Genomic DNA, 20,022 nt, shown 5'->3' with positions numbered 1-20,022 from the left:
TCGGTCATCTCGGCGCTCATGCGGCCACCGCCTTCCCGCCAGCGTGCAACCAGCAAGCAGCGCGCGTGGCGCCGGCGGTCAGGAGATCGGGCCGGTCCACATGGCAGCGGTCAAACACCTTCTCGCAGCGCGGGTTGTAGGCGCAGCCACGGGGAATGGCGTTGAGCCGCGGCATGGCGCCGTCAATCTGGTGCAGACGCTCGCGGTCCTGGCTCATGTCGGGAATACAGGCCATCAGACCTGCGGTGTAGGGATGAGAAGGCTGGTTGATCACTTCATGCACCGGGCCGATTTCGGCGATGCGCCCGGCGTACATCACCGCCACGCGGTCGCAGGTCTCGGCGATCACACCCATGTCGTGGGTGATCAGCATCACCGCAGCGCCCCGCTGTTTGCAGATGGTCTTGAGCAGCGTGATGATCTGCGCCTGGATCGACACATCCAGCGCCGTGGTGGGTTCGTCGGCCACGATCAATTGCGGCTCAGCGGCCAGCGCCAGCGCAATGACGACGCGCTGGCGCATGCCGCCGGAGAACTGGTGCGGGAAGTGGTCGATGCGCTGTTCGGCGGCCGGAATGCCGGTGTCCTTGAGCAGCTCGATCGCCCGATGGCGCGCCTCGGCGTGGCTCACCGGCAGGTGGGTGGTGATGGTTTCGATCAGCTGGCGCCCCACCGAATACAGCGGGTTGAGCGAGGTGAGCGGGTCCTGGAAGATCGCACCGATCTTGCGGCCCCGCACCTTGCGCATCTGGTCGTAAGGCAGGTTGTCGATGCGCTGGCCTTGCAGCAGGATCTCGCCCGATGCCACACGTCCCGGCGGCTCCAGCAGGCCGATGATGGATGCGCCCGTGAGCGACTTGCCCGCGCCGGACTCGCCCACCACACCCAGGATTTCGCCCGGGGCAATGTCGAAGGAAATGTCGTCGAGCGCGCGCAGCGTGCCGCGGCGGCTGGGGAACTCGACCACCAGGTTTTTGACTTGTAGAAGGCTCATGTGAATTCAGCGCAGGCGCGGGTTGAGGGCATCGCGCAGCCAGTCGCCCAGCAGGTTCACGCTGAGTGCGATCAGCACCAGCATGGCGCCCGGGAAGATGGTGATCCACCACTCGCCGGAAAACAGGTAGTCGTTGCCCACGCGAATCAACGTGCCCAGCGACGGTGAGGTGGGCGGTGCGCCGACGCCGAGAAACGAGAGCGTGGCCTCGGTGATGATGGCCGTCGCCACCTGGATGGTGGCCAGCACCAGCACTGGCCCCATGACGTTGGGGAGCACATGGCTGCGCATGATGCGCAACGGTGCCACACCGGTCACGCGCGCGGCCTGCACGTATTCCTTGCTGCGCTCCACCAGCGTGGAGCCGCGCACCGTGCGCGCGTACTGCACCCAGCCCGTGAGCGTGATCGAGATGATCAGCACGCCAAACGCGAGGGTCTCATGGGCATTGGGAAACAGCGCGCGGCCCACACCCGCGATCAGCAGCGCGATGAGGATGGCGGGAAACGACAACATCACGTCGCACAGGCGCATGAGCACGCTGTCGATCCAGCCACCCAGAAAACCGGCCAGCAAACCGAAGGTGACGCCAATCACCACCGACAGCACCACCGACGCCAGCCCCACGGCGAGCGAGATGCGCGCGCCGTACATCAGGGCAGACAGGATGTCGCGGCCCTGGTCGTCGGTACCGAGCAGGAACCGGCTGGTGCCTTCAGCGCTCCACGCGGGCGGCAAGCGCGCATTGGAGAGTTCGAGCGTGGCGAGATCGAAAGGGTTGTGCGGGGCGACCCAGGGCGCGAACACCGCACAGAAGATGCAGATGAACGCAATCACCGCCGCCACGATGGCGGTGGGCGAAGTCCGGAAGCTGTGGCCGACATCGCTGTCGAGCCCTCTTTTGATGAGGCTGATCACGTGGGGAACCTGTATGGAAACGGGGTCGCCGCAAGGCTTGTGGCCCTGCGGCGACCGGGTGCGCTTACTTCGCGGGCTTCACAGACATGAAGCGAAACGGCATGAAGTTGTCGGCCAGCTGCACCAGCTCGACGTTGTTGGCCACACCCCAGGCCAAAGCCTGCTGATGCAGCGGAAGGTGACCGATGTCATCCGCATGCAGCTTGAAGGCCTCCTTGATCAAGGCATCGCGCTTGGTCTTGTCCGTCTCGGACTGGATCTGCACCGTCAGCTCGTCCACCTTGGGGTTGCAGTACGCGCCCAGGTTGAACTGGCCGCTGCCCTTGTCGTCCACACACCGCACCAGCGCGTTGAGGGCGTTGTGCGAGTCGTAGGTGCCAGGCGTCCAACCCAGCATGTAGAAACTGGTGTCGCGGCGCAAGACCTTGGGGAAGTAGGTGCCCTTGGTCTCGGCCTGCAGGTTGATCTTCACGCCCACGCGCGCCAAACTGGCCGCCACCGCCTGGCAAATGGCGCCGTCGTTCACGTAGCGGTCATTGGGGCAGTTCATCGACACCTCGAAGCCATTCGGGTAGCCGGCGTCGGCCAGCAGCTTCTTGGCCGCTTCGGGGTCGTACGGCAGACGCGTGTTCATCGCGTTGTCAAAGCCGTTGATGCCCGGGCCCACCAGCAGCGCGGTGGGCTTTGAAGCGCCTCGCATCACTGTGCGCTGGATGCCGTTGATGTCGATGGCCTGGTAGAAGGCCTGGCGCACGCGCTTGTCCTTGAACGGGTTCTTGCCCTTGACGTTGGAATACAGCAGCTCGTCGCGCTTCTGGTCCATGCCCAGGAAGATGGTGCGCAGCTCCGGGCCCTGGATCACCTTGCTCTTGCCGCTGCCGTTGACGCGCGCCACATCCTGCAGCGGCACGGGCTCGATCACGTCCACCTGCCCGGAAAGCAAGGCGGCCACACGGGTGGAGTCGTTGCCGATGGGCGTGTACTCCACATTGAGCACATTGCCTTCGATCTTGCCCCAGTAGTTGCCGTTGCGGACGAAGCTGGTCTTGATGTTGGGCTGGCGCTCGCGCAGGCGGAACGGGCCGGTGCCGTTGGCGCGGAAAGACGCCGCGTTCTCGATGCCCTTGCGGCGGTCCACAGGGCGCGTGGCCTGGTTGTCCTCCGACCACTTCTTGTTCATGATGAACAGCAGCGACAGCACGTCGGGCAGGATGGGGAACGGGCCCTTGGTCTCGATGTCGACGGTGAAGTCGTTGACCTTGCGCACTTCCTTCACGTCGTTGGTGTAGCTCTTCATGTCGGAGCCGTCGCCCGATGCACGCGCAAAGGTGAACAGCACGTCGTCGGCCGTGAAGGGCGCGCCATCGTGAAACTTCACGCCCTTGCGCAGTTCGAAGCGCCACACGCTGGGCGACGTCTGTTTCCAGCTCGTGGCCAGTGCCGGCACCAGCTTCAGGTTCTGGTCACGGCCCACCAGCGGCTCGTACACGTTGTTGGTCACGCTGAGCTGCAGCGACTCATTGAGCGAATGCGGGTCCATCGACAGGGCATCGCCCTGGTTGCCGATGCGGATCGTCTGCGCCGAGGCGGCGCCCATGGCGACCAGCGCGGTCGAGACCAGGGTGGTCGTCAGTGCGGTCCTGAAATTCATGCTTCGCTCCTTGATGGGGTTGTGGTTGTTGACTGGCTTTTGATCTGGGCTGGCGCCGAATCCACCAGCGGCATGCCTTGCTCCACCAGACTGGCATGCAGGGCTGCGCCGAGTGGCAGCACCTCGTCGTTGAAGTCGTACCGGCTGTTGTGCAGGAAGCAGCTGCCCACGCCGTTTTCAGCGCCTTGGCCCAGCCGCAGGTAAGCACCGGGCTTGACCTGCAGCATGAAAGAGAAATCTTCCGCCCCCATGCTCGGGTCCATGTTGCGGTCCACGTGCTCGTGGCCCACCAGCTTCTGCGCGACATCGGCCGCGAAGCCCGCCTCGTCCGGGGTGTTGATGGTGGCCGGATAAATGCGTTCGTAGTTCACGTGCGCCGTGGCACCCAGGCCCAGCGCCACGCCGGAGCAGACCTCCTGCAGCCGCCGCTCCACCATGGCCTGCACCTCGGGGTTGAATGTGCGCACCGTCCCCACGAGCGTGGCCTTGCCGGGCATCACGCTGAAAGCGCCCAGGTCGCCCGCCTGCATCGCACAAATGCTGATCACGGCGCTGTCGATCGCCCGCACGTTGCGCGAGACGATGCTCTGCACCGCCGTGATGATGTGGGCCGACACCAGTACCGGATCCACGGTTTGGTACGGATGCGCCCCATGGCCACCCTTGCCGATGATTTCAATGGTGATGCGATCGGCCGACGCCATCATGGGGCCGGGGTTCACACCCACCATGCCTGGGCGCATCTGCGGCCAGTTGTGCATGCCAAAGACCGACTGCACCGGGAAGCGCTCGAACAGGCCGTCTTCGATCATCGCCTTGGCGCCCGCAAAGCCCTCCTCGCCGGGCTGAAAGATGAGCACGGCCGTGCCATCGAACTGCCGCGTTTCGGCCAGATAGCGCGCCGCGCCGACCAGCATGGCGGTGTGCCCATCGTGACCGCAGCCGTGCATCATGCCGGGGCGTGACGACTTCCAGGCAAAGTCGTTGTGCTCGGTCATGGGCAGCGCGTCCATGTCCGCGCGCAGGCCGATCATGCGGCCGCTGGCATGGCGATGGCCACGGATCACCGCCACGACGCCGGTCTTGCCGATGCCGGTGTGGATCTCGTCCACGCCACACACCTTGAGCGACTCGACCACGCGTTTCGCCGTGTAGTGCTCTTCAAAGCCGAGTTCGGGATGCGCGTGCAGGTCGCGGCGCAGCGCGGTGAGTTCGGGGTGGAAAGCCGCGATGTGCGAGAAAGCGCGGCCGTGCGCCTTGATGCGGGACATCGTCGACATCAGTGGCCGCCTGCCTTCTCCACGCGAAGGCGCGGATCGACTGCAAAGTACAGCAAGTCAACGATCAGGTTGATGACCACGAAGATCAGCGCGATCAGGCACAGGTAGGCGGCCATCACGGGAATGTCGGCAAACGTCACGGCCTGAATGAACAGCAGCCCCATGCCGGGCCACTGGAACACCGTCTCGGTGATGATGGCGAACGCGATCAGGCCACCGAGCTGCAGGCCGGTGATGGTCATCACCGGCACCAGCGTGTTCTTCAGCGCATGGCCGAAGTGCACCGCGCGGTTGGTCAACCCACGCGCGCGCGCAAACTTGATGTAGTCGGTGCGCAGCACTTCGAGCATTTCGGCGCGCACGAGCCGCATGATCAGCGTGAGCTGGAAGATGGCCAGCGTGATTGCCGGCAGCGTGATGTGGTGCCAGCCTTTGGCGCTGAGGAGCCCGGTTGTCCACCATCCCACCTGCGTCACGTCGCCTCGGCCAAAGCTGGGAAACCACCCCAGCGTGACGGCAAACAGCAAGATCAGAAGAATGCCGATGAGAAAGGTCGGCAGTGACACACCCAGCAGTGAGACGGTCATGAACACCTGACTCAGAAACGTGCCCCGCTTGAGCGCGGCGTACACCCCCATGGGAATGCCCACCACCAGCGCCAGCACGGCCGCCACCATCGCCAGCTCCAGCGTCGCCGGGAACCGCTCGGCGATCAGGCGGGACACCTTGGCGCCCTGGCGCAGCGACAGGCCAAATTCGCCCTGCACCGCATTGGCGAGGAAGTGCCAGAACTGCACAAAAAACGGCTGGTCCAGCCCGAGGTCCGCCCGCAGCTCGCGGATCTGTTCAGCGGTGGCGTCTTGTCCCAACAGGAAGACCACCGGATCCCCCACGTACTGGAACAGCATGAACGCGATCAGGGCCACACTGACCATGACGATCACGGCCTGCGCGAGTCGTCGAAGAATGAATGCAAACATCGTTTGGGAAATAAAGAGAGGGTCGCCCCCTGCGGTGCGCGACCCTCGATCAATGCCTGCGAATCAGTTTACCTTGATGAGGCGCCAGTCCAGCCGGTTGTCGGCGCGGTGCACCACGTCGATGTTCTTCTTCATCGCCCATGGAATGACCTGGTTGTGCAGCGGAATGTGCGCCACATCCTGGTTCTGCAGTGCGAGCGCTTTGGTGAGCAACTCGGTGCGCAACTTCAGATCCGTTTCCTTCTTGGTGCGCTCCACCAGCGCGTCCATTTGCGGGTTGCTGTAACGGCCCACGTTGTAGTTGCCGTCACCGCCTGCACCCACCGAGCGCACCAGCGACTGCAGGCTGTAGAGCGCATCAAAGGTCGGCACGCCCCAGCCCAGCATGTAAATGCTGGCTTCGTAGCGCTGGATCATGGGGAAGTAGGTCACCAGCGGCAGGGTGCGGAGCTTGGCCTTCACACCAATACGTGCCCACATGGCCGTCACGGCCTGGCAGATCGCCTCGTCGTTGATGTAGCGGTTGTTGGGGCAGGCAAAGTCCACCTCGAACCCGTCCTTGTAGCCGGCTTCGGCCAGCAGCTTCTTGGACGCCTCCACGTCAAACGGGTAGCGTTTGTGCACGGCCTCCGTCCATCCGTTCACCTGCGGCGCGACCAGCGCGCCGGTGGCCTGGCCCAGCCCACGCAGGCTCACGCGCGTGATCGTCGACATGTCGATGCCCTGGTAGAGCGCCTGGCGCACGCGGCGGTCTTTCAGCGGGTTCTTGCCCTTGATGTTGCTGCCGGGCAGCTCGTCACGGAACTGGTCCATGCCGAAGAAGATGGTGCGGTTCTCGATGCCATCGATCACTTTGAGGGAAGCGTCCGAGCGCACGCGTGGCAAGTCTTGCGGGCTCGGGTCAAGCACGAGATCCACCTCGCCAGAAAGCAACGCCGCCATGCGCGTGGCCACAGCCTTCACGGGCGTGTACACGATCTCGGTGACGTTCCCCTCGGCCTTGCCCCACCAGGCGGTGTTCTTCACCAGCACGATCTTCTGGTCAGGCTGCCACTCTTTCAGCATGAAGGGACCGGTGCCGTTTGCGTTGCGGTGCGCAAAGGTCTCGTCTTGCGTCTTGATGTCCTTCGGCGCGGTCGAGTTGTTCTTTTCTGCCCACGCCTTGCTCATCATGCGCAGCTCAGTGAGCTGGTTGAGCAACACCGGGTTGGGGTCCTTGGTGAAGATGTCGATGGTGTTGGCGTCGACCTTGACCACGCGATCGATACCTTGCGCATAAATGCCGAAGTTGGAGGTCTTGGACATCGCGCGTTCGATCGAAAACACCGCGTCATCGGCAGAGAAGGTCGAACCATCGTGGAACTTGACGCCCGTGCGCAAATTGAGGCGCAGCTGGGTGGGCGTGACTTGCTTCCAGGCCGTGGCCAGCACAGGCTCTGGCTTGAATGTCTTGCTGTTGTAGTACACAAGCGATTCGTACACAGCCGCATGCACACCGTTGGCCAGCGCGTTGTTCTGCGAGTGAATATCCCAAGTGGGAATGTCGCTGGCGCTGGTCCATTTGAAGGTCTTGGCATGGGCGCCGCCCACCCCCAACGCCATCGCTGCGCACAGAACCGCAAGTGAGTAATTCATTTGTTGACACCTAAATAAAATGGACATCACGCCACTATGCAACAAACGTTCCCGCTCATGCACGGGACTAACCCCAATCGGGCATTCAAGTGGGCGACACGCTGCAATCAGTCGACTGCATGCTCCAGTGACAAAGCGCCGTACCAAGCGGTCAACGCGCTTTCGGTGTTGTCGGTGTCCGTCATCAGCCCGACCAAGCGCAAAGGCCCAGGCTCTTCGCCAAAGGCCTGACGAAAATCGGCCCTCACGTCCCGCACATGGTTGCGCCAGTGACCTACCTCAGCGGTACCGCTGTCGAGCACCAGCTTGCGAATGCGGTCGGTGCGTGGATTCACCACAACGGTGCCCACAGGCTCCTTCACGCTCCAAACGTAGACCAGCGTCGCATAGGGCAACTCCTCTCCCGTGAGAAGTCGGCTCATTTCAGACAGCCGATGCGTTCGGGCAGGCCACCGCGAGCGATCACCGTCAAACGCCAGCACCACCCTGACGGGCGAGTCGGCCAGAGCGGAGTCGGCCAGATCCGCCGTGGGAGACACCGCATCCACCCGCCATGAAAAAGACAGACGCCCCACCTTGTCGAGCGAAGGCACAAACCGCTGCCGCAGGATGCTGACCGAGCTTTTCGCGCGCACCCGCAGCGCCGGGCGTCCATCCACCTGCACAGGCTCGAACGGCACATACCGCTTGCCGGGGAAGTAAAACGGCTCCCAAGGCACGCCATCGGCCGGCGTGGCAAAAAGGCGTGCCGACGCCTCCACGAGGGCAGCGCTCGCGCCCGTGGCCACCCGTTGCGGCCGCAGCGGTGGGGTTTCATCTGAAGTGCCAGCCGACTCCCATGAAACACCGGCACACCCGCTCAGCGCCCAAGCCAGGCAGATGGCAAAGGCGCTCGTTTGAAGGCTGCGGCTGATGAGTGCGTCGCCGGTCGTCAGGCTCGCGGGAGAATTCTGCGATTTCAAAAATCAAACTTTCGAATTACATTTCTACTCGGAAGTCTCTGGTTGACTTCTGCCATGGTCACCATCGGGGGCAAACCCACGCCGTGGCATCTCAAACGCATTACACGGAGGACATTCATGTTCAAAAAAATTCTCACCGGCTTGCTGTCACTTCTCGCCGCCGCCAGCTTCGCTGCTGTCGATATCAACACCGCAACGGTGGCCGATCTCGACAGCATCAAAGGCATCGGCCCCAACACCTCCGCCAAGATCCTGAAAGAGCGCAAGACGGCGCCGTTCAAGAACTGGAGTGACTTGATCCAGAGGGTACCCGGCATTGGCGACAAACGCGCCGCCAAACTTTCAACCGAAGGCCTGACGGTCAACGGCGAAGCGTTCAAGCCGGCTATCGCTGCCGCGACTGAGAAAAACAAGGCCAACAAGGCTGAAGCCAAGAGGCCTGCCTCAAACACCAACTAACCCGGCGTCACTCAAAAATGAAAAAACCCACCGTGTTGCCACGGTGGGTTTTGAATCAACAACTGACGAGAGTCAGCGGAAGACTTAGAACGCGTGCTGCACGCCAACTGCGAACAGTTGGGTCTTGGCGCTGTCGTTGGTCAGGCCAGTGTCATCCTTGAACTTGGTCTGGTTGAAGGCGGCGTAAGTGAACGTGCGCTTGGACAGAGCGTACTTCGCAGCAACGCTAAAGCCAGTGCCCTTGGCCTGTGGGCTCACATCATCCTTGATCTTCGACTGGGAAACGCCAGCAGCCAGGCTCAGAGCAGACGACAGAGGCGCTTCAACGCCGAAGAAGTACTCGCTAGCCTTCAGGTAACCAGGAGCGGTTGGATCGGTGGCTTTGGCTTGATTGAAGCCAGCAAGCAACTTGACCACGCCGAGATCGTAGGAACCATTGAGCAGGTTGTAGGTGACCTTGGTGCCATCAGGAATGAGGGCACCCAAGGTTCCAGCAGCGCCAAGCTTGGTCACGGTACCGGACTTTTCAGTCTGGTGCGCGAAGCCGACAAACACAGGGCCGCCGGCGTACTGAACGCCAAGCGACAGCAGATTGTTGTCTTTGCCGTTGGTGCTGGTGTTCTTGTCTTCGCCCAGAGCGTACGTCAAGCTGCCGCTGAAGCCGCCGAATGCAGGCGTCAGGTACTTGATGCCGTTGTTGGTGCGGTCGTTGTAGCCCACCCAGGTGCTGAAGGAAGAAGCGATGTTGGCATTGAACGTGTCGTTGGCCGACGAGCGGATGTCGTCGTAGGAGGTCCAAACGCGGCCCAGCTGCACTTCACCAAAACCACCAGACAGACCCACCCAGGCTTGGCGGCTGAACGCGGTACCGGTTGGGGCGGTGCCGTTGTCCATATTGAAGCCTTGCTCCAACTGGAAATTGGCCTTCAAGCCACCACCCAGGTCTTCGCTGCCCTTGAGGCCGAAACGGCTGGTGTTGAAGCCGGCGCTGTCAATCCTGGTGGTGCGAGCGGAAGTGGACACACCACCTACGTTTGCGCTGGCCTTCACGGAACCGACCCAAATGTCAGCCAAGCCGTAAAGCGTCACCGTCGACTGAGCCGAGGCAGCACCAGCTGTAGCCAGCACAGCAAGAGCAATGAGTGATTTTTTCATGGTTACTTCCTTAAGAATATTGCGGTGAACACCACCGCAAAGTTAGAAAACTGACTGGTGCATGGTAGGACGAAAGCCCAACTTCGTAAGGGTAAGCCCTGAAAAACGGCTCAAGTTCCAGTCATTTCGTTGTCTATGTGCAACATGCCATGCTCATCACATCAACCGCTCCACGTTCGCCAGACAACAAAAAAGCCGCCCGTCATAGACGAGCGGCTTTCACATTCATGGTTCCAGCTGGCTCGAGGCCAGCAAAAAATCAGAAGTTGTGCTGCAGACCGAAGCCAAAGCCAGTGCTGGACTTGGCGCCGTTGCCGCCACCGGCGGTCACGACTGCGGGAACCCAGGCAGCGTTGCGGCGTGCCACGTTCACGTAGGCTTGAGTGCGCTTGCTCAGGTTGTACTTGTAGCCAGCGATGATGGTGCGGCCATCGTCGCCCACTTGCTCGTTGCTGTTGAACGAGGCGTACACGAGACCCGGGCCCACAGGCGCCGTCAGGCCCAGCGCCCAAGAATTGTCCGCAGCGGAAGAAACGCCGCCTTGATCGCGGATGGTGAACAGCACCTTGACGACGCTGAAGTCGTACGACACGGCGAACTGGTTCACCGCCTTGAGGCCGTTGGCGGCAGCGGTGCTGGCAACGGCACCACGGTAGTTCACAAACGACGCGCTCAGAGGGCCGCCGTCATAGCGGACGGCCAAGCCCGTGCCTGCCTTGTTGCCAGCAGCAGTGGACTCGGAGGGCGCGTATTCAACCTGCACTTGCACGCCGCCAAAACGGGGCGAGTGGTACTGCACGGCATTGGGTACGTAAACCGAGCTGGACGCATTGGAGGTCTTGCCAGTAGCGCCTGCGCCACCAGCAGCATTGCCACCCAACACTGCGTTGGCGTCGTGACCCGAAACACCCTTGGTGCCGTTGGCCAACAAGACGTTTGCGTACAGCGTGTTGACCGGACGACCAGCGCGCAGGGTACCGAAACCGCCGGTCAAACCAACAAACATGCCGTTGTTGCCCAAGCCGTCGGTGGAGGTCACGGTGCCGGTGTCGGTGTTGAAAGAGGTCGACACTTGGAACACAGCCTTCAGGCCGCCACCGAGGTCTTCAGCACCGGACAGGGTCCAGTTGCTGGTGCCGTTGCGGTTGGAGGTCATGCGGGTGGCATCGCCAGACCAGCGCTTTTCGAGACCAGTTTCAACGGTGCCCGACAGGGTCACGGTCGATTGTGCGAAGGAGGCGCTGGTGGCTGCCACGGCGGCCAGAGCGATCAGGGTCTTTTTCATGGAAGGGTTCTCCAAGGGTTAATAAGGGCCGGAAGTCTCTGCCGCCGAGCCAACCTCCATTCAGGAAGCTGAGGCAATTGCATCAGAAAGTTTCCGATGGCGCCATGGTGATGAGGGCTTTTCTTGCCTCACGGCGGTGCATCCGTTGCACAGGTGCCACGGCGTTAGTAGATACCCTCATAGGTATAGCCGTTGGTGCGCCGAGTTGCGGCCACAACCGTTCAACCCAGGAAACAAATGGGTCCTTGCCCCACTGCAAACTGCAGCACGCAAACCGTGGCAGCATGCACCCCTAGCCAGACACATGAGCTTCGCCATGCCCAACACCACCGACGCCCTTTTGAACGCCTTCGACTCGGCGCTACGAACCCTTTTCGTGGCGCCAAGAGCGACGCGCGATTGCCCCACGTTGCCAGAAACCACCTCGGACACGGCGCTGGATCAGCAGGAACGCCAGCTTTCAGGCGCGCTCATGCGGGTGAACCACGTCGGCGAGGTGTGCGCCCAGGCGCTGTACAGCGCGCAGGCACTGGCAGCGCGATGGCCCGGCCGGGCAGGTCAACGCCCGAATGAGGCGCTGGCCCAACAACTGGAGGCCGCCGGGCGAGAAGAAACCGACCACCTCGCCTGGACCCAGACCCGCCTGGAGGAACTCGGTGCGCGGCCGTCGCTGCTGAATCCGCTCTGGTATGCGGGTGCCTTCGGCCTGGGTCTGATTGCGGGCCGGATGGGGCCGGGTGTGAGCCTGGGCTTTGTCGTCGAAACAGAACGACAGGTGGAAGCGCACCTGGCCGATCACATGGACCGTCTGCCCGCCAAAGACCTCGCGTCGCGGGCTGTGGTGGCGCAGATGAAGGACGACGAGGCGCGGCACGCGCGCGAGGCACAACAAGCAGGCGCCGTGGAGCTGCCTGTACCGGCCAAGGGCCTCATGCAAGCAGCTGCCAAGGTCATGACCACCGTGGCTCACCGCATCTGAGCTCCTCCAGAGGAGGAGTTCAGGCTTCCAGCAGGTCGAAGCTGGTGGTGATGTCCGCGGTTTTGCCCAGCATGATGCTGGCCGAGCAGTATTTCTCGTGGCTCATGGCAATGGCTCGCTCGACGGCCAAGGCCGGAATGCCTTTGCCACTGACGGTGAAGTGCATGTGGATCTTGGTGAACACTTTCGGGTCGACGGCCGCGCGCTCGGTGAGCAGTTTGACGCTGCAGCCGCGCACATCGTGGCGGCCGCGTTTGAGGATCAGCACCACGTCGTAGGCGGTGCAACCGCCGGTGCCGGCCAGCACGGTCTCCATGGGGCGCGCTGCCATGTTGGCCCCGCCGTTTTCCGGCTTGCCGGCGTCGGGCGCACCATCCATGGTGATCACGTGGCCGCTGCCCGTCTCGGCGACAAAGCCCATGTGGGATCGGGTACCGGCGGCGCCGGTCCAGGTAACGGTGCATTCCATCTGTATATCCAGTCGTGAGTTTGCCAACGGTATTGAGGGTGGCGCTCTAAAAATCATAGAAAAGTGATCGATGCATGTTGCAACGCAGCATGCGAGCGCTATACTCGCGACATTGTATTTACGGTTGTCTCCTCTACCCTCCACGGGTGGATTCAAGCCCGGTCTGGTTCTGCCAGTCCGGGCTTTTTTTCGCCCTCTATATGATGTGCGCCGAGGAACACCATGCCGACTGCCCGCACCAAACAAGAAAACAACGCTGCCGCTGCGTCGCCACTCACCAACCTGGGGCCGGCCGACTACCTGAGAAAAATACTCAACGCGCGCGTGTACGACGTGGCCGTCGAGTCTGCGCTGGAGCGGGCAGGCACCCTGAGCCGTCGGTTGCACAACACGGTGCTGCTCAAGCGCGAAGACCAGCAACCGGTATTCAGCTTCAAGCTGCGCGGCGCGTACAACAAGATGGCGCACCTGACGGCCGAGCAGCTGAAAAAGGGCGTGATCTGTGCTTCTGCTGGCAATCATGCGCAGGGGGTGGCGCTGGGGGCCCGCAAGCTGGGCACCCGGGCTGTGATCGTGATGCCCACCACCACGCCGCAGGTCAAGATTGACGCGGTGCGCGGTTTCGGTGGCGAGGTCGTGCTGCACGGTGACAGCTATTCCGATGCTTACACGCACTCCCTGGCACTGCAGAAGAAGCAGGGACTCACTTTTGTGCACCCTTTTGACGATCCCGACGTGATCGCTGGCCAGGGCACGATCGCGATGGAGATCCTCCGCCAGCTGCAAAGCCTGGGGTCCGAACACCTCGATGCGGTGTTCGTGGCCATTGGCGGTGGTGGGTTGATCTCCGGTGTGGCGAACTACATCAAGGCGGTTCGTCCTGACATCAAGGTGATCGGTGTGCAGACGACCGACTCGGACGCGATGTTGCGCTCGGTGGAGGGCGGTGCACGCGTCACCTTGCCCGATGTGGGTCTGTTCGCGGATGGCACAGCGGTCAAGCTGGTCGGTGAAGAGACGTTCCGCATCGCCCGCGGACTGGTGGATGGGTACATCACCGTGGACACAGACGCGGTGTGCGCTGCCATCAAGGACATCTTTGTGGACACGCGAAGCATCGTCGAACCGTCTGGCGCGCTGGCGGTGGCGGCGATCAAACAGTACGTCGCCACCCACAAGACGCGAGGCGAGACCTACGCCGCCATTCTTTGTGGCGCCAACATGAACTTCGACCGGCTTCGGTTTGTGGCCGAGCGCGCCGAAGTGGGCGAGGAGCGGGAAGCGCTGTTTGCGGTCACGATTCCGGAAGAGCGCGGGAGCTTTCGCCGCTTCTGCGAGGTCATCGGCGAATTGCCCGGCGGGCCACGCAACGTCACCGAATTCAACTACCGCATTCACGACGGCAGTGCTGCGCACGTGTTCGTGGGGCTGACCACGCAGGGCAAGGGCGAGTCCGTCAAGATCGCTGCCAATCTGATCAAGCATGGGTTTGAAACCCTGGACCTCACGCACGACGAGTTGGCCAAAGAGCACATCCGCCACATGGTGGGCGGGCATTCGCCGCTGGCACACGACGAGCGCCTGCTTCGCTTCGTGTTCCCGGAGCGCCCGGGCGCACTGATGAAATTCCTGAGCCTGATGCGACCTGGCTGGAACATCAGCCTGTTCCACTACCGCAATCAGGGCGCGGACTACGGGCGCATCCTGGTCGGCATTCAGGTCCCGGCAAAAGACCACAAGGCCTTTGACAAATTCCTGAACACGCTGGGCTACCCATACGTGGAGGAAACCAGCAACCCCGTGTACCGTTTGTTCCTCAAGAGCTGATCAAAGCCGCTTGCACCATGGCACTCGACCCTGTCTTTGAACCGATCACCCGGCGGGCACCCGAGTTACCGGCCAACCTGACGCTTCCGCACATTGCGCCAACGACGGACACGTTGCTGGATCACGCCGTTTCGCTGCGGCTGACACCCGAGGGAGTCGCCGAGCATGCGCTTGGCCGCATGGAAGCGCTGACGCTGCAGCTGGCGCGCATCCAGAACAGCAGCGCCACACCGTTCGACACGCTGACCTTCGATGCACCGCAACTGGTGGTGTTTGCAGGCGATCACGGCATTGCGGATGAGGGCATGTCCGACCAGGCGCAATCCATGACGAGTGAGCACGTGCTGCAACTCGTGCTCGGAACGACACCGGTCAACGCGCTGGCCCAGATGCATGGCTTTGACCTCACGGTGGTGGACGCGGGCGTGGCCACCCACATCGCCCTGCCCGATGCGGTGCAGCGCAAGGCACCGCTGCTGCCGCGCAAGATCGGTTATGGCACGCGCAACCTGATGCTGGGCCCGGCCATGTCGCAGGCGCAGGCCGTGTCGGCGCTGCATGCCGGCATGGATGTGGTGCGCCATCTGCCCGGCAACGTGATCGCCCTGGGCGATGTGGGCGTGGCCAACACGGTGAGCGCATCCATGCTGCTGTCGCGCCTGTGCGGCGTTCCACTGGCGGATGCTTGTGGCAGTGATGACTTTCAGGGCGTGGACGACGCCCTGCACCCCAAGCGCATTGAAAAACTGTCAGCCGCCGCCAGCCGACACCGCAAGGCACTGGGCCCGGTGGATGCCCTGGCCGCCTTGGGTGGGTTTGAAATCGCCATGATGGCCGGCGCCATGTTGCAAGCGGCCAGCGAGCGGCGCGTGGTCCTGGTCGACGGCTACGTGGCAAGCTCGGCAGCGCTGATTGCGCGCGGGCTGGTGCCCGCAGTGGCCGACTATCTCGTGTTCGGTCACCGCTCAGGCGATACCGGCCACCGCTTGATGCTGATTCACCTGCAGGCACAACCGCTGCTCGACATGGGCATGCGCGTGAGCCAGGGCACCGGGGTGATGCTCGCGTGGCCGCTGCTGCTGGCCGCGCAGAAATTGCTCGCGCACTGAAGCGCGCGTCAGGAGCGCGTGGCGGCTGTCTCGGGCAGGCTCAGCTGCACGGTGGATGGCGCATCCATTGCCGGGCCGAGCTTCACCGCGTTGCGAGTCACCGCTTGCAGCACCAGGCCGCCGTCCAGCGGTGAACCCACCCGGTACGGCCTCGCCGGCTGCCCGTCCACGGCAATCAGCGCAGCGCCGTCCTGGGCACCCACGGCCACCACCCCGAGCAGGATGTAACGCGGCGGCGGCGCATTCGTCACGTTGCTCGCAGCGACGGCGGCCGGCAAGGCGCCCAGCGTGCGGGCCACCGCGCCAGCGTCTGCAACCGGCTGGGCAGGTGCCATGGCCGACACCGGGGTCACGGGAGAACGACCCCACGCCATCAACACCCAGTACCCGGCGCTCAGGCCAGCCGCAAGCCAGAGAACCGCTGCAGCGAGGGTCGGCCCACGGCGCCCCGCCGTCTGCAGGGCGGCAGGGCTTTCCATGAGAAAGCCGGAATGGCCGAACGCGGGTGCCTGTTTCATATGCGCGCATTATGATCGACGACCACCGGTTCAAGGCCTGTTCATCGAGGCCTTGCGCGGCCCTTGTTTGCGGGAGATTGATTTGCAACACCTCACCACACCCACCCGTCGCACGGCTGGCATCGTTGCCCGTTCTGCGCGAGCCGTGCAGCGCGGCTTCACCCTCATCGAACTCATGGTGGTGCTGGTGATCATCGGCGTTCTGGCGGCGCTGATCGTGCCCAATGTGCTGGATCGGGCCGACGACGCGCGAGTGACCGCCGCCAAGACCGATGTCAACAACCTGATGCAGGCGCTCAAGCTGTACCGGCTGGACAACCAGCGCTACCCGACCAACGAACAGGGCCTGAACGCTCTGGTGGCCAAGCCCTCCGCGGGCCCGGTGCCACCCAACTGGCGCCCCTACCTCGACAAACTGCCGGGGGATCCCTGGGGCCGCTCGTATCAGTACATCAACCCTGGCTTGAGGGGCGAGGTCGACGTGCTCTCGCTGGGCGCTGATGGTCAGGCCGGTGGCGAAGGCAAGGACGCCGACATCGGCAGCTGGCAGTGAAGTGCCGCGCCCACGCTCACGGCTTCACCCTGCTCGAACTCATGGTGGTGCTGGTGATCGTGGCGTTTGCCACGGCTGGCGTGAGCCTGGCCCTGAGGGACGACGGCGCCACCCGCCTGGAGCGCGAAGGCCTTCGCCTGACGGCCATGCTGGAGTCAGCGCGCGCCCAATCGCGCACGAGCGGACTGCCGGTGGTCTGGCGCAGCCTTCCCCAGGGATTTGAGTTCATCGGTCTTCCCACGCAGGCCGGCACCGGCTCGCTGACCGGGCCGCGCCCCTGGCTGAGCCAGGATACCCAGGCCCAGGTGCTGCAACCGCCGGGAGCACAGACCCTGGTGCTGGGCCCCGAACCGCTGATCGCGGCACAGCGACTGATGCTGGTGCAAGGCGAGCGCCGGATCACGCTGGGCACCGACGGCCTCTCGCCATTCGCGGTGCTGGCGGCCACACCATGAGCCGTGCGCGCGGCTTCACGCTGATTGAAGTGCTCGTTGCACTGGCGGTGGTGGCCATCACGCTCGCCGCAGGCCTGCAGGCCACGGGCGCGCTCACCCGGGCTTCCGCCCGACAAAGTGACCAATGGCTGGCGCAACTCTGCGCCGAGAACGAGCTCACCCGCCTGCGGCTGCAACGGCAGCTGCCCGGTACGGGTGACAACGACGCGCTGTGTTCGCAAGCGGGGCGCGAGATGCGCGTGCGCGTGTCGGTGTTGCCCACACCGAACCCCAACTTCCGTCGGGTAGATGCTGTGGTGGAAGCGCCCGTGGATGGCGTGAACGTGCGACTGCTCAGCCTGTCGACCGTGATGGGCCGGTACTGAGATGCAGCGCACGCGCGGCTTCACCCTCGTCGAACTGCTGGTGGCCATCGTCGTGATGTCCATGCTGGCGCTGCTGAGCTGGCGCTCGCTCGACGGCATGACGCGCACCCAGAACATCACCCAGCAACGCGCCGACGACTTGCTGCGCATGCAGGCCGCCATGGGGCAATGGGCGGCCGACCTTGATGCGCTGATCGACACGGGCGAGGTGAACACGCTGGACTTTAATGGGCAGGTGCTGCGCATGACGCGGCGCGACAGCGGCGAATCCGGTCTGGACAGCCGCGGCATTCGGGTGGTGGCCTGGACGCGGCTGACCGGCGTGGCACTGGCCGGGCTGCCGCAGATTTCATCCAGCATCCAGGCCAGCGGCCAATGGGTGCGCTGGCAATCGGGCCCGCTGCTGCGCCGCGACGAACTGGCGCGCGCCTGGCAGCGCGCCGCCGAATGGGGCCGAGGCACCCTGCCCTCCCAGACGGGCAATGCAGGCACCGACAGCGCCATCGCCCTGCTCGGTATCGACGACTGGCGGCTGTACTACCACCGCGGAGAAGCCTGGGCGAACCCCCAATCGTCGGTCGGCAGCGACGAGCAAAGCGTGGGCACCACGGGCACACGCACCGGCGACCTGCCCAACGGCGTGCGACTGGAGCTGGTGCTGGGCACTGGCGAGGGCCTCAGCGGCAGCCTGGTGCGCGACTGGGTTCGCCCCACGCTGGAGGCCGGTCGATGAACCGGCACCACCAGAAAGGCGCTGCGCTGCTGCTGGCCATGCTGGTCGTCACGCTGGTGGCCACGCTGGCGGCGGCTGCCCTGTGGCAGCAGTGGCGAGCAGCGGAGGTGGAGCAAGCCGAGCGCCAGCGAACGCAAGCGGGCTGGGTGCTCACCGGCGCGCTGGACTGGGCGCGCCTGATCCTGCGCGAAGATGCGCGCGACAACCAGACCAGCGGCAACGCCGATCACCTGGGCGAGCCCTGGGCGATGCCGCTGGAAGAAGCGCGGCTGTCCAGCTTTCTGGCCGCCGACAAGAACAACAACACGGATGGCATGCTGGAAGCCTTCCTCTCGGGCGAAGTCATCGACATGCAGTCGCGCATGAACTTCATGAACGTGGTGCGCACGGTGGGCGCCGGCTCACTGGCCAAGGTCGAGCTGTCTGAGCCAGACATGCGCAGTTTCAGCAAACTCTACGAACAACTGGGGCTGCCGGTGTCGGAGCTCAATGCGGCCGCCAACGAGCTGCGCACCTCCATGGGCCTGGCGTTGAACGATCCGCTGCCCTCGCGCACCGCGCTGCTGCCCAAGAAATTTGCCCAGCTGGCCTGGCTGGGCATCAGCCGCAACAGCCTGGCCCGCCTTGAACCGTACGTCACGGTCCTGCCCACGCGGTCCACACTCAACCTGAACACCGCCAGCGCGCAGGCGATCTGCGCGACCCTGCCCGGCATGGACATGGCGCAGGCCAGGCAAATGATCGCGGCCCGCGAACGCGAGCCCTTCAGGACCATGGCCGATGCGCGCGCCGCCGTGCCCGCCGTGACGGCCCAACTGTCTGATCTGTACCACGGTGTGCGCAGCAACCACTTCGAGGTCCGGGGGCGCCTGAGGCTGGACAACACCATCATCGAAGAGCGTTCTCTCGTGGTGCGCAACAACCTCGATGTGCGTGTGAGCTGGCGCGAACGCTTCGCCCGCCAGTGAAAATCTGCGGCGTGCACGTGCACACCAGCCCACCGCGTGTCACGTCGGGTCTCTAGAATGGCAGGCCCGGCCCCCTGTAACACCTTCGAATGACCGCATCACCGTGCTGATCGTCACCCCCTCGGACTTCTCTGCTGCCCCCGCTGCTGGCGCGTCGGCCCTCTTCGACTGGGCTACGTCAAGCAATGGCCAGCAGATTACCGACCATGGACAGTGCGCGGCCGCGTTGCTGCCACGTGACGACGACGTGGTCCTCGTGCTCCCGCCCAGGGCCGTTTCATGGCACCGCGTCGCCTTGCCCAAAGTGGCCGCCACGCGTTTGCGCGCCGCCCTTGAAGGCCTGCTCGAAGACCGGTTGCTGGCCGACACCACCGAGCTGCATTTCGCACTCGAGCCGGGTGGCCGTTCGGGCCAGACGGTGTGGGTGGCAGCCTGCCAGAAGGTGTGGCTGCGCAGCTGGCTCCAGACGCTGGAGGGCGCAGCCCGCCCGGTCGGCCGCATTGCGCCGGCCCTCTGGCCCCTGGTGCCGTCAGAAGCGCCCGGCGCCTCCCCGGGCGCGTCGCGCAGTTTTTCACTCGATGTGCCGTCCAACATCCACTGGGCCTACAACGAGAACGGCCAAACCTGGCTGGGCAGCGCCGGCCTGCTGGGCGTGAGCTGCACGCTTTTGCGCGAAACCCCTCTGGGTCACGGCACCGCCGCCGACATGGTGGTCACCGCCCTCATG

At 63.8% G+C, this 20,022-nt stretch carries 21 protein-coding genes; 10 read left to right on the top strand and 11 right to left on the bottom strand.

Annotated features, from left to right (window positions below; genetic code table 11):
* Positions 1 to 16 precede the first annotated feature (16 nt).
* From KXJ60_RS16550 to KXJ60_RS16520, 7 genes are all read right to left on the bottom strand, one after another.
* Entirely contained in the window at positions 17 to 994 is a 978-nt protein-coding gene (locus tag KXJ60_RS16550; protein WP_291130500.1) for an ABC transporter ATP-binding protein, read from the bottom strand.
* A 6-nt stretch (positions 995 to 1,000) separates the two neighbouring features.
* The gene (locus KXJ60_RS16545) at positions 1,001 to 1,912 is read right to left on the bottom strand and encodes an ABC transporter permease (protein ID WP_291130489.1); all 912 of its coding nucleotides are present in this window, start codon (positions 1,910 to 1,912) and stop codon (positions 1,001 to 1,003) included.
* A gap of 64 nt (positions 1,913 to 1,976) precedes the next feature.
* A complete protein-coding gene (locus KXJ60_RS16540; RefSeq protein ID WP_363318035.1) occupies positions 1,977 to 3,509 on the bottom strand; it encodes an ABC transporter substrate-binding protein in 1,533 nt (510 codons plus the stop codon).
* Positions 3,510 to 3,559: 50 nt separating this feature from the next.
* Positions 3,560 to 4,843 carry a M20 aminoacylase family protein gene (locus KXJ60_RS16535; RefSeq protein ID WP_291130484.1) on the bottom strand — a complete coding sequence of 428 codons (1,284 nt, stop codon included), beginning with the start codon at positions 4,841 to 4,843 and terminating at the stop codon, positions 3,560 to 3,562.
* The gene (locus KXJ60_RS16530; protein WP_291130482.1) at positions 4,843 to 5,823 is read right to left on the bottom strand and encodes an ABC transporter permease; all 981 of its coding nucleotides are present in this window, start codon (positions 5,821 to 5,823) and stop codon (positions 4,843 to 4,845) included. Before KXJ60_RS16530 ends, KXJ60_RS16535 begins: the two co-directional genes overlap by 1 nt.
* Positions 5,824 to 5,886: 63 nt before the next feature.
* On the bottom strand, positions 5,887 to 7,458 hold the full coding sequence (locus KXJ60_RS16525; RefSeq protein ID WP_291130481.1) for an ABC transporter substrate-binding protein: 1,572 nt from the start codon (positions 7,456 to 7,458) through the stop codon (positions 5,887 to 5,889).
* Positions 7,459 to 7,565: 107 nt separating this feature from the next.
* On the bottom strand, positions 7,566 to 8,420 hold the full coding sequence (locus KXJ60_RS16520) for a DUF3047 domain-containing protein (protein WP_291130478.1): 855 nt from the start codon (positions 8,418 to 8,420) through the stop codon (positions 7,566 to 7,568).
* A gap of 117 nt (positions 8,421 to 8,537) precedes the next feature.
* Here KXJ60_RS16520 and KXJ60_RS16515 point away from each other — a divergent pair, with 117 nt between their 5' ends.
* A complete protein-coding gene (locus KXJ60_RS16515) occupies positions 8,538 to 8,879 on the top strand; it encodes a DUF655 domain-containing protein (protein WP_291130475.1) in 342 nt (113 codons plus the stop codon).
* Between the two features lie 84 nt (positions 8,880 to 8,963).
* Here the strand turns inward: KXJ60_RS16515 and KXJ60_RS16510 are convergent, their stop codons facing one another.
* Together KXJ60_RS16510 and KXJ60_RS16505 are read right to left on the bottom strand one after the other, a co-directional pair.
* Entirely contained in the window at positions 8,964 to 10,034 is a 1,071-nt protein-coding gene (locus tag KXJ60_RS16510) for a porin (protein ID WP_291130472.1), read from the bottom strand.
* Between the two features lie 259 nt (positions 10,035 to 10,293).
* Positions 10,294 to 11,319, bottom strand: coding sequence for a porin (locus KXJ60_RS16505; RefSeq protein ID WP_291130470.1), 1,026 nt, complete (start codon positions 11,317 to 11,319; stop codon positions 10,294 to 10,296).
* 316 nt (positions 11,320 to 11,635) lie between these two features.
* On the opposite strand from KXJ60_RS16505, the gene coq7 reads away from it, so the two are divergent.
* A complete protein-coding gene (gene coq7 / locus KXJ60_RS16500; RefSeq protein WP_291130469.1) occupies positions 11,636 to 12,298 on the top strand; it encodes a 2-polyprenyl-3-methyl-6-methoxy-1,4-benzoquinone monooxygenase in 663 nt (220 codons plus the stop codon).
* A gap of 19 nt (positions 12,299 to 12,317) precedes the next feature.
* Here the strand turns inward: coq7 and KXJ60_RS16495 are convergent, their stop codons facing one another.
* Entirely contained in the window at positions 12,318 to 12,767 is a 450-nt protein-coding gene (locus tag KXJ60_RS16495; protein ID WP_291130466.1) for an OsmC family protein, read from the bottom strand.
* A 222-nt stretch (positions 12,768 to 12,989) separates the two neighbouring features.
* On the opposite strand from KXJ60_RS16495, the gene ilvA reads away from it, so the two are divergent.
* On the top strand, positions 12,990 to 14,594 hold the full coding sequence (gene ilvA, locus KXJ60_RS16490; protein ID WP_291130463.1) for a threonine ammonia-lyase, biosynthetic: 1,605 nt from the start codon (positions 12,990 to 12,992) through the stop codon (positions 14,592 to 14,594).
* A 17-nt stretch (positions 14,595 to 14,611) separates the two neighbouring features.
* Positions 14,612 to 15,703 carry a nicotinate-nucleotide--dimethylbenzimidazole phosphoribosyltransferase gene (locus KXJ60_RS16485; RefSeq protein ID WP_291130461.1) on the top strand — a complete coding sequence of 364 codons (1,092 nt, stop codon included), beginning with the start codon at positions 14,612 to 14,614 and terminating at the stop codon, positions 15,701 to 15,703.
* 8 nt (positions 15,704 to 15,711) lie between these two features.
* Here the strand turns inward: KXJ60_RS16485 and KXJ60_RS16480 are convergent, their stop codons facing one another.
* Positions 15,712 to 16,221: a general secretion pathway protein C gene (locus KXJ60_RS16480; RefSeq protein WP_291130458.1), complete on the bottom strand. Its 510-nt coding sequence runs from the start codon at positions 16,219 to 16,221 to the stop codon at positions 15,712 to 15,714.
* A gap of 121 nt (positions 16,222 to 16,342) precedes the next feature.
* On the opposite strand from KXJ60_RS16480, the gene gspG reads away from it, so the two are divergent.
* The 6 genes from gspG to gspL all read left to right on the top strand — a co-directional run.
* Positions 16,343 to 16,774 carry a type II secretion system major pseudopilin GspG gene (gspG, locus tag KXJ60_RS16475; RefSeq protein WP_291130725.1) on the top strand — a complete coding sequence of 144 codons (432 nt, stop codon included), beginning with the start codon at positions 16,343 to 16,345 and terminating at the stop codon, positions 16,772 to 16,774.
* On the top strand, positions 16,771 to 17,229 hold the full coding sequence (locus KXJ60_RS16470; RefSeq protein WP_291130455.1) for a prepilin-type N-terminal cleavage/methylation domain-containing protein: 459 nt from the start codon (positions 16,771 to 16,773) through the stop codon (positions 17,227 to 17,229). Before gspG ends, KXJ60_RS16470 begins: the two co-directional genes overlap by 4 nt.
* The gene (gene gspI / locus KXJ60_RS16465; protein ID WP_291130454.1) at positions 17,226 to 17,594 is read left to right on the top strand and encodes a type II secretion system minor pseudopilin GspI; all 369 of its coding nucleotides are present in this window, start codon (positions 17,226 to 17,228) and stop codon (positions 17,592 to 17,594) included. The genes KXJ60_RS16470 and gspI overlap by 4 nt, the downstream gene beginning before the upstream one ends.
* Before the next feature lies 1 nt (position 17,595).
* Complete coding sequence (locus tag KXJ60_RS16460; protein WP_291130452.1) at positions 17,596 to 18,327, top strand: prepilin-type N-terminal cleavage/methylation domain-containing protein; 732 nt, start codon at positions 17,596 to 17,598, stop codon at positions 18,325 to 18,327.
* On the top strand, positions 18,324 to 19,295 hold the full coding sequence (gene gspK, locus KXJ60_RS16455; RefSeq protein ID WP_291130449.1) for a type II secretion system minor pseudopilin GspK: 972 nt from the start codon (positions 18,324 to 18,326) through the stop codon (positions 19,293 to 19,295). Before KXJ60_RS16460 ends, gspK begins: the two co-directional genes overlap by 4 nt.
* A gap of 103 nt (positions 19,296 to 19,398) precedes the next feature.
* Positions 19,399 to 20,022: type II secretion system protein GspL (gspL, locus tag KXJ60_RS16450; protein ID WP_291130445.1), on the top strand; the 624-nt coding region annotated here is incomplete at its 3' end.

Source organism: Hydrogenophaga sp., from assembly GCF_019264445.1.
Lineage (GTDB): Bacteria > Pseudomonadota > Gammaproteobacteria > Burkholderiales > Burkholderiaceae_C > Hydrogenophaga.
Note: the sequence above shows the minus strand (reverse complement) of the source record. Positions and strands in the feature narration are given on the sequence as shown.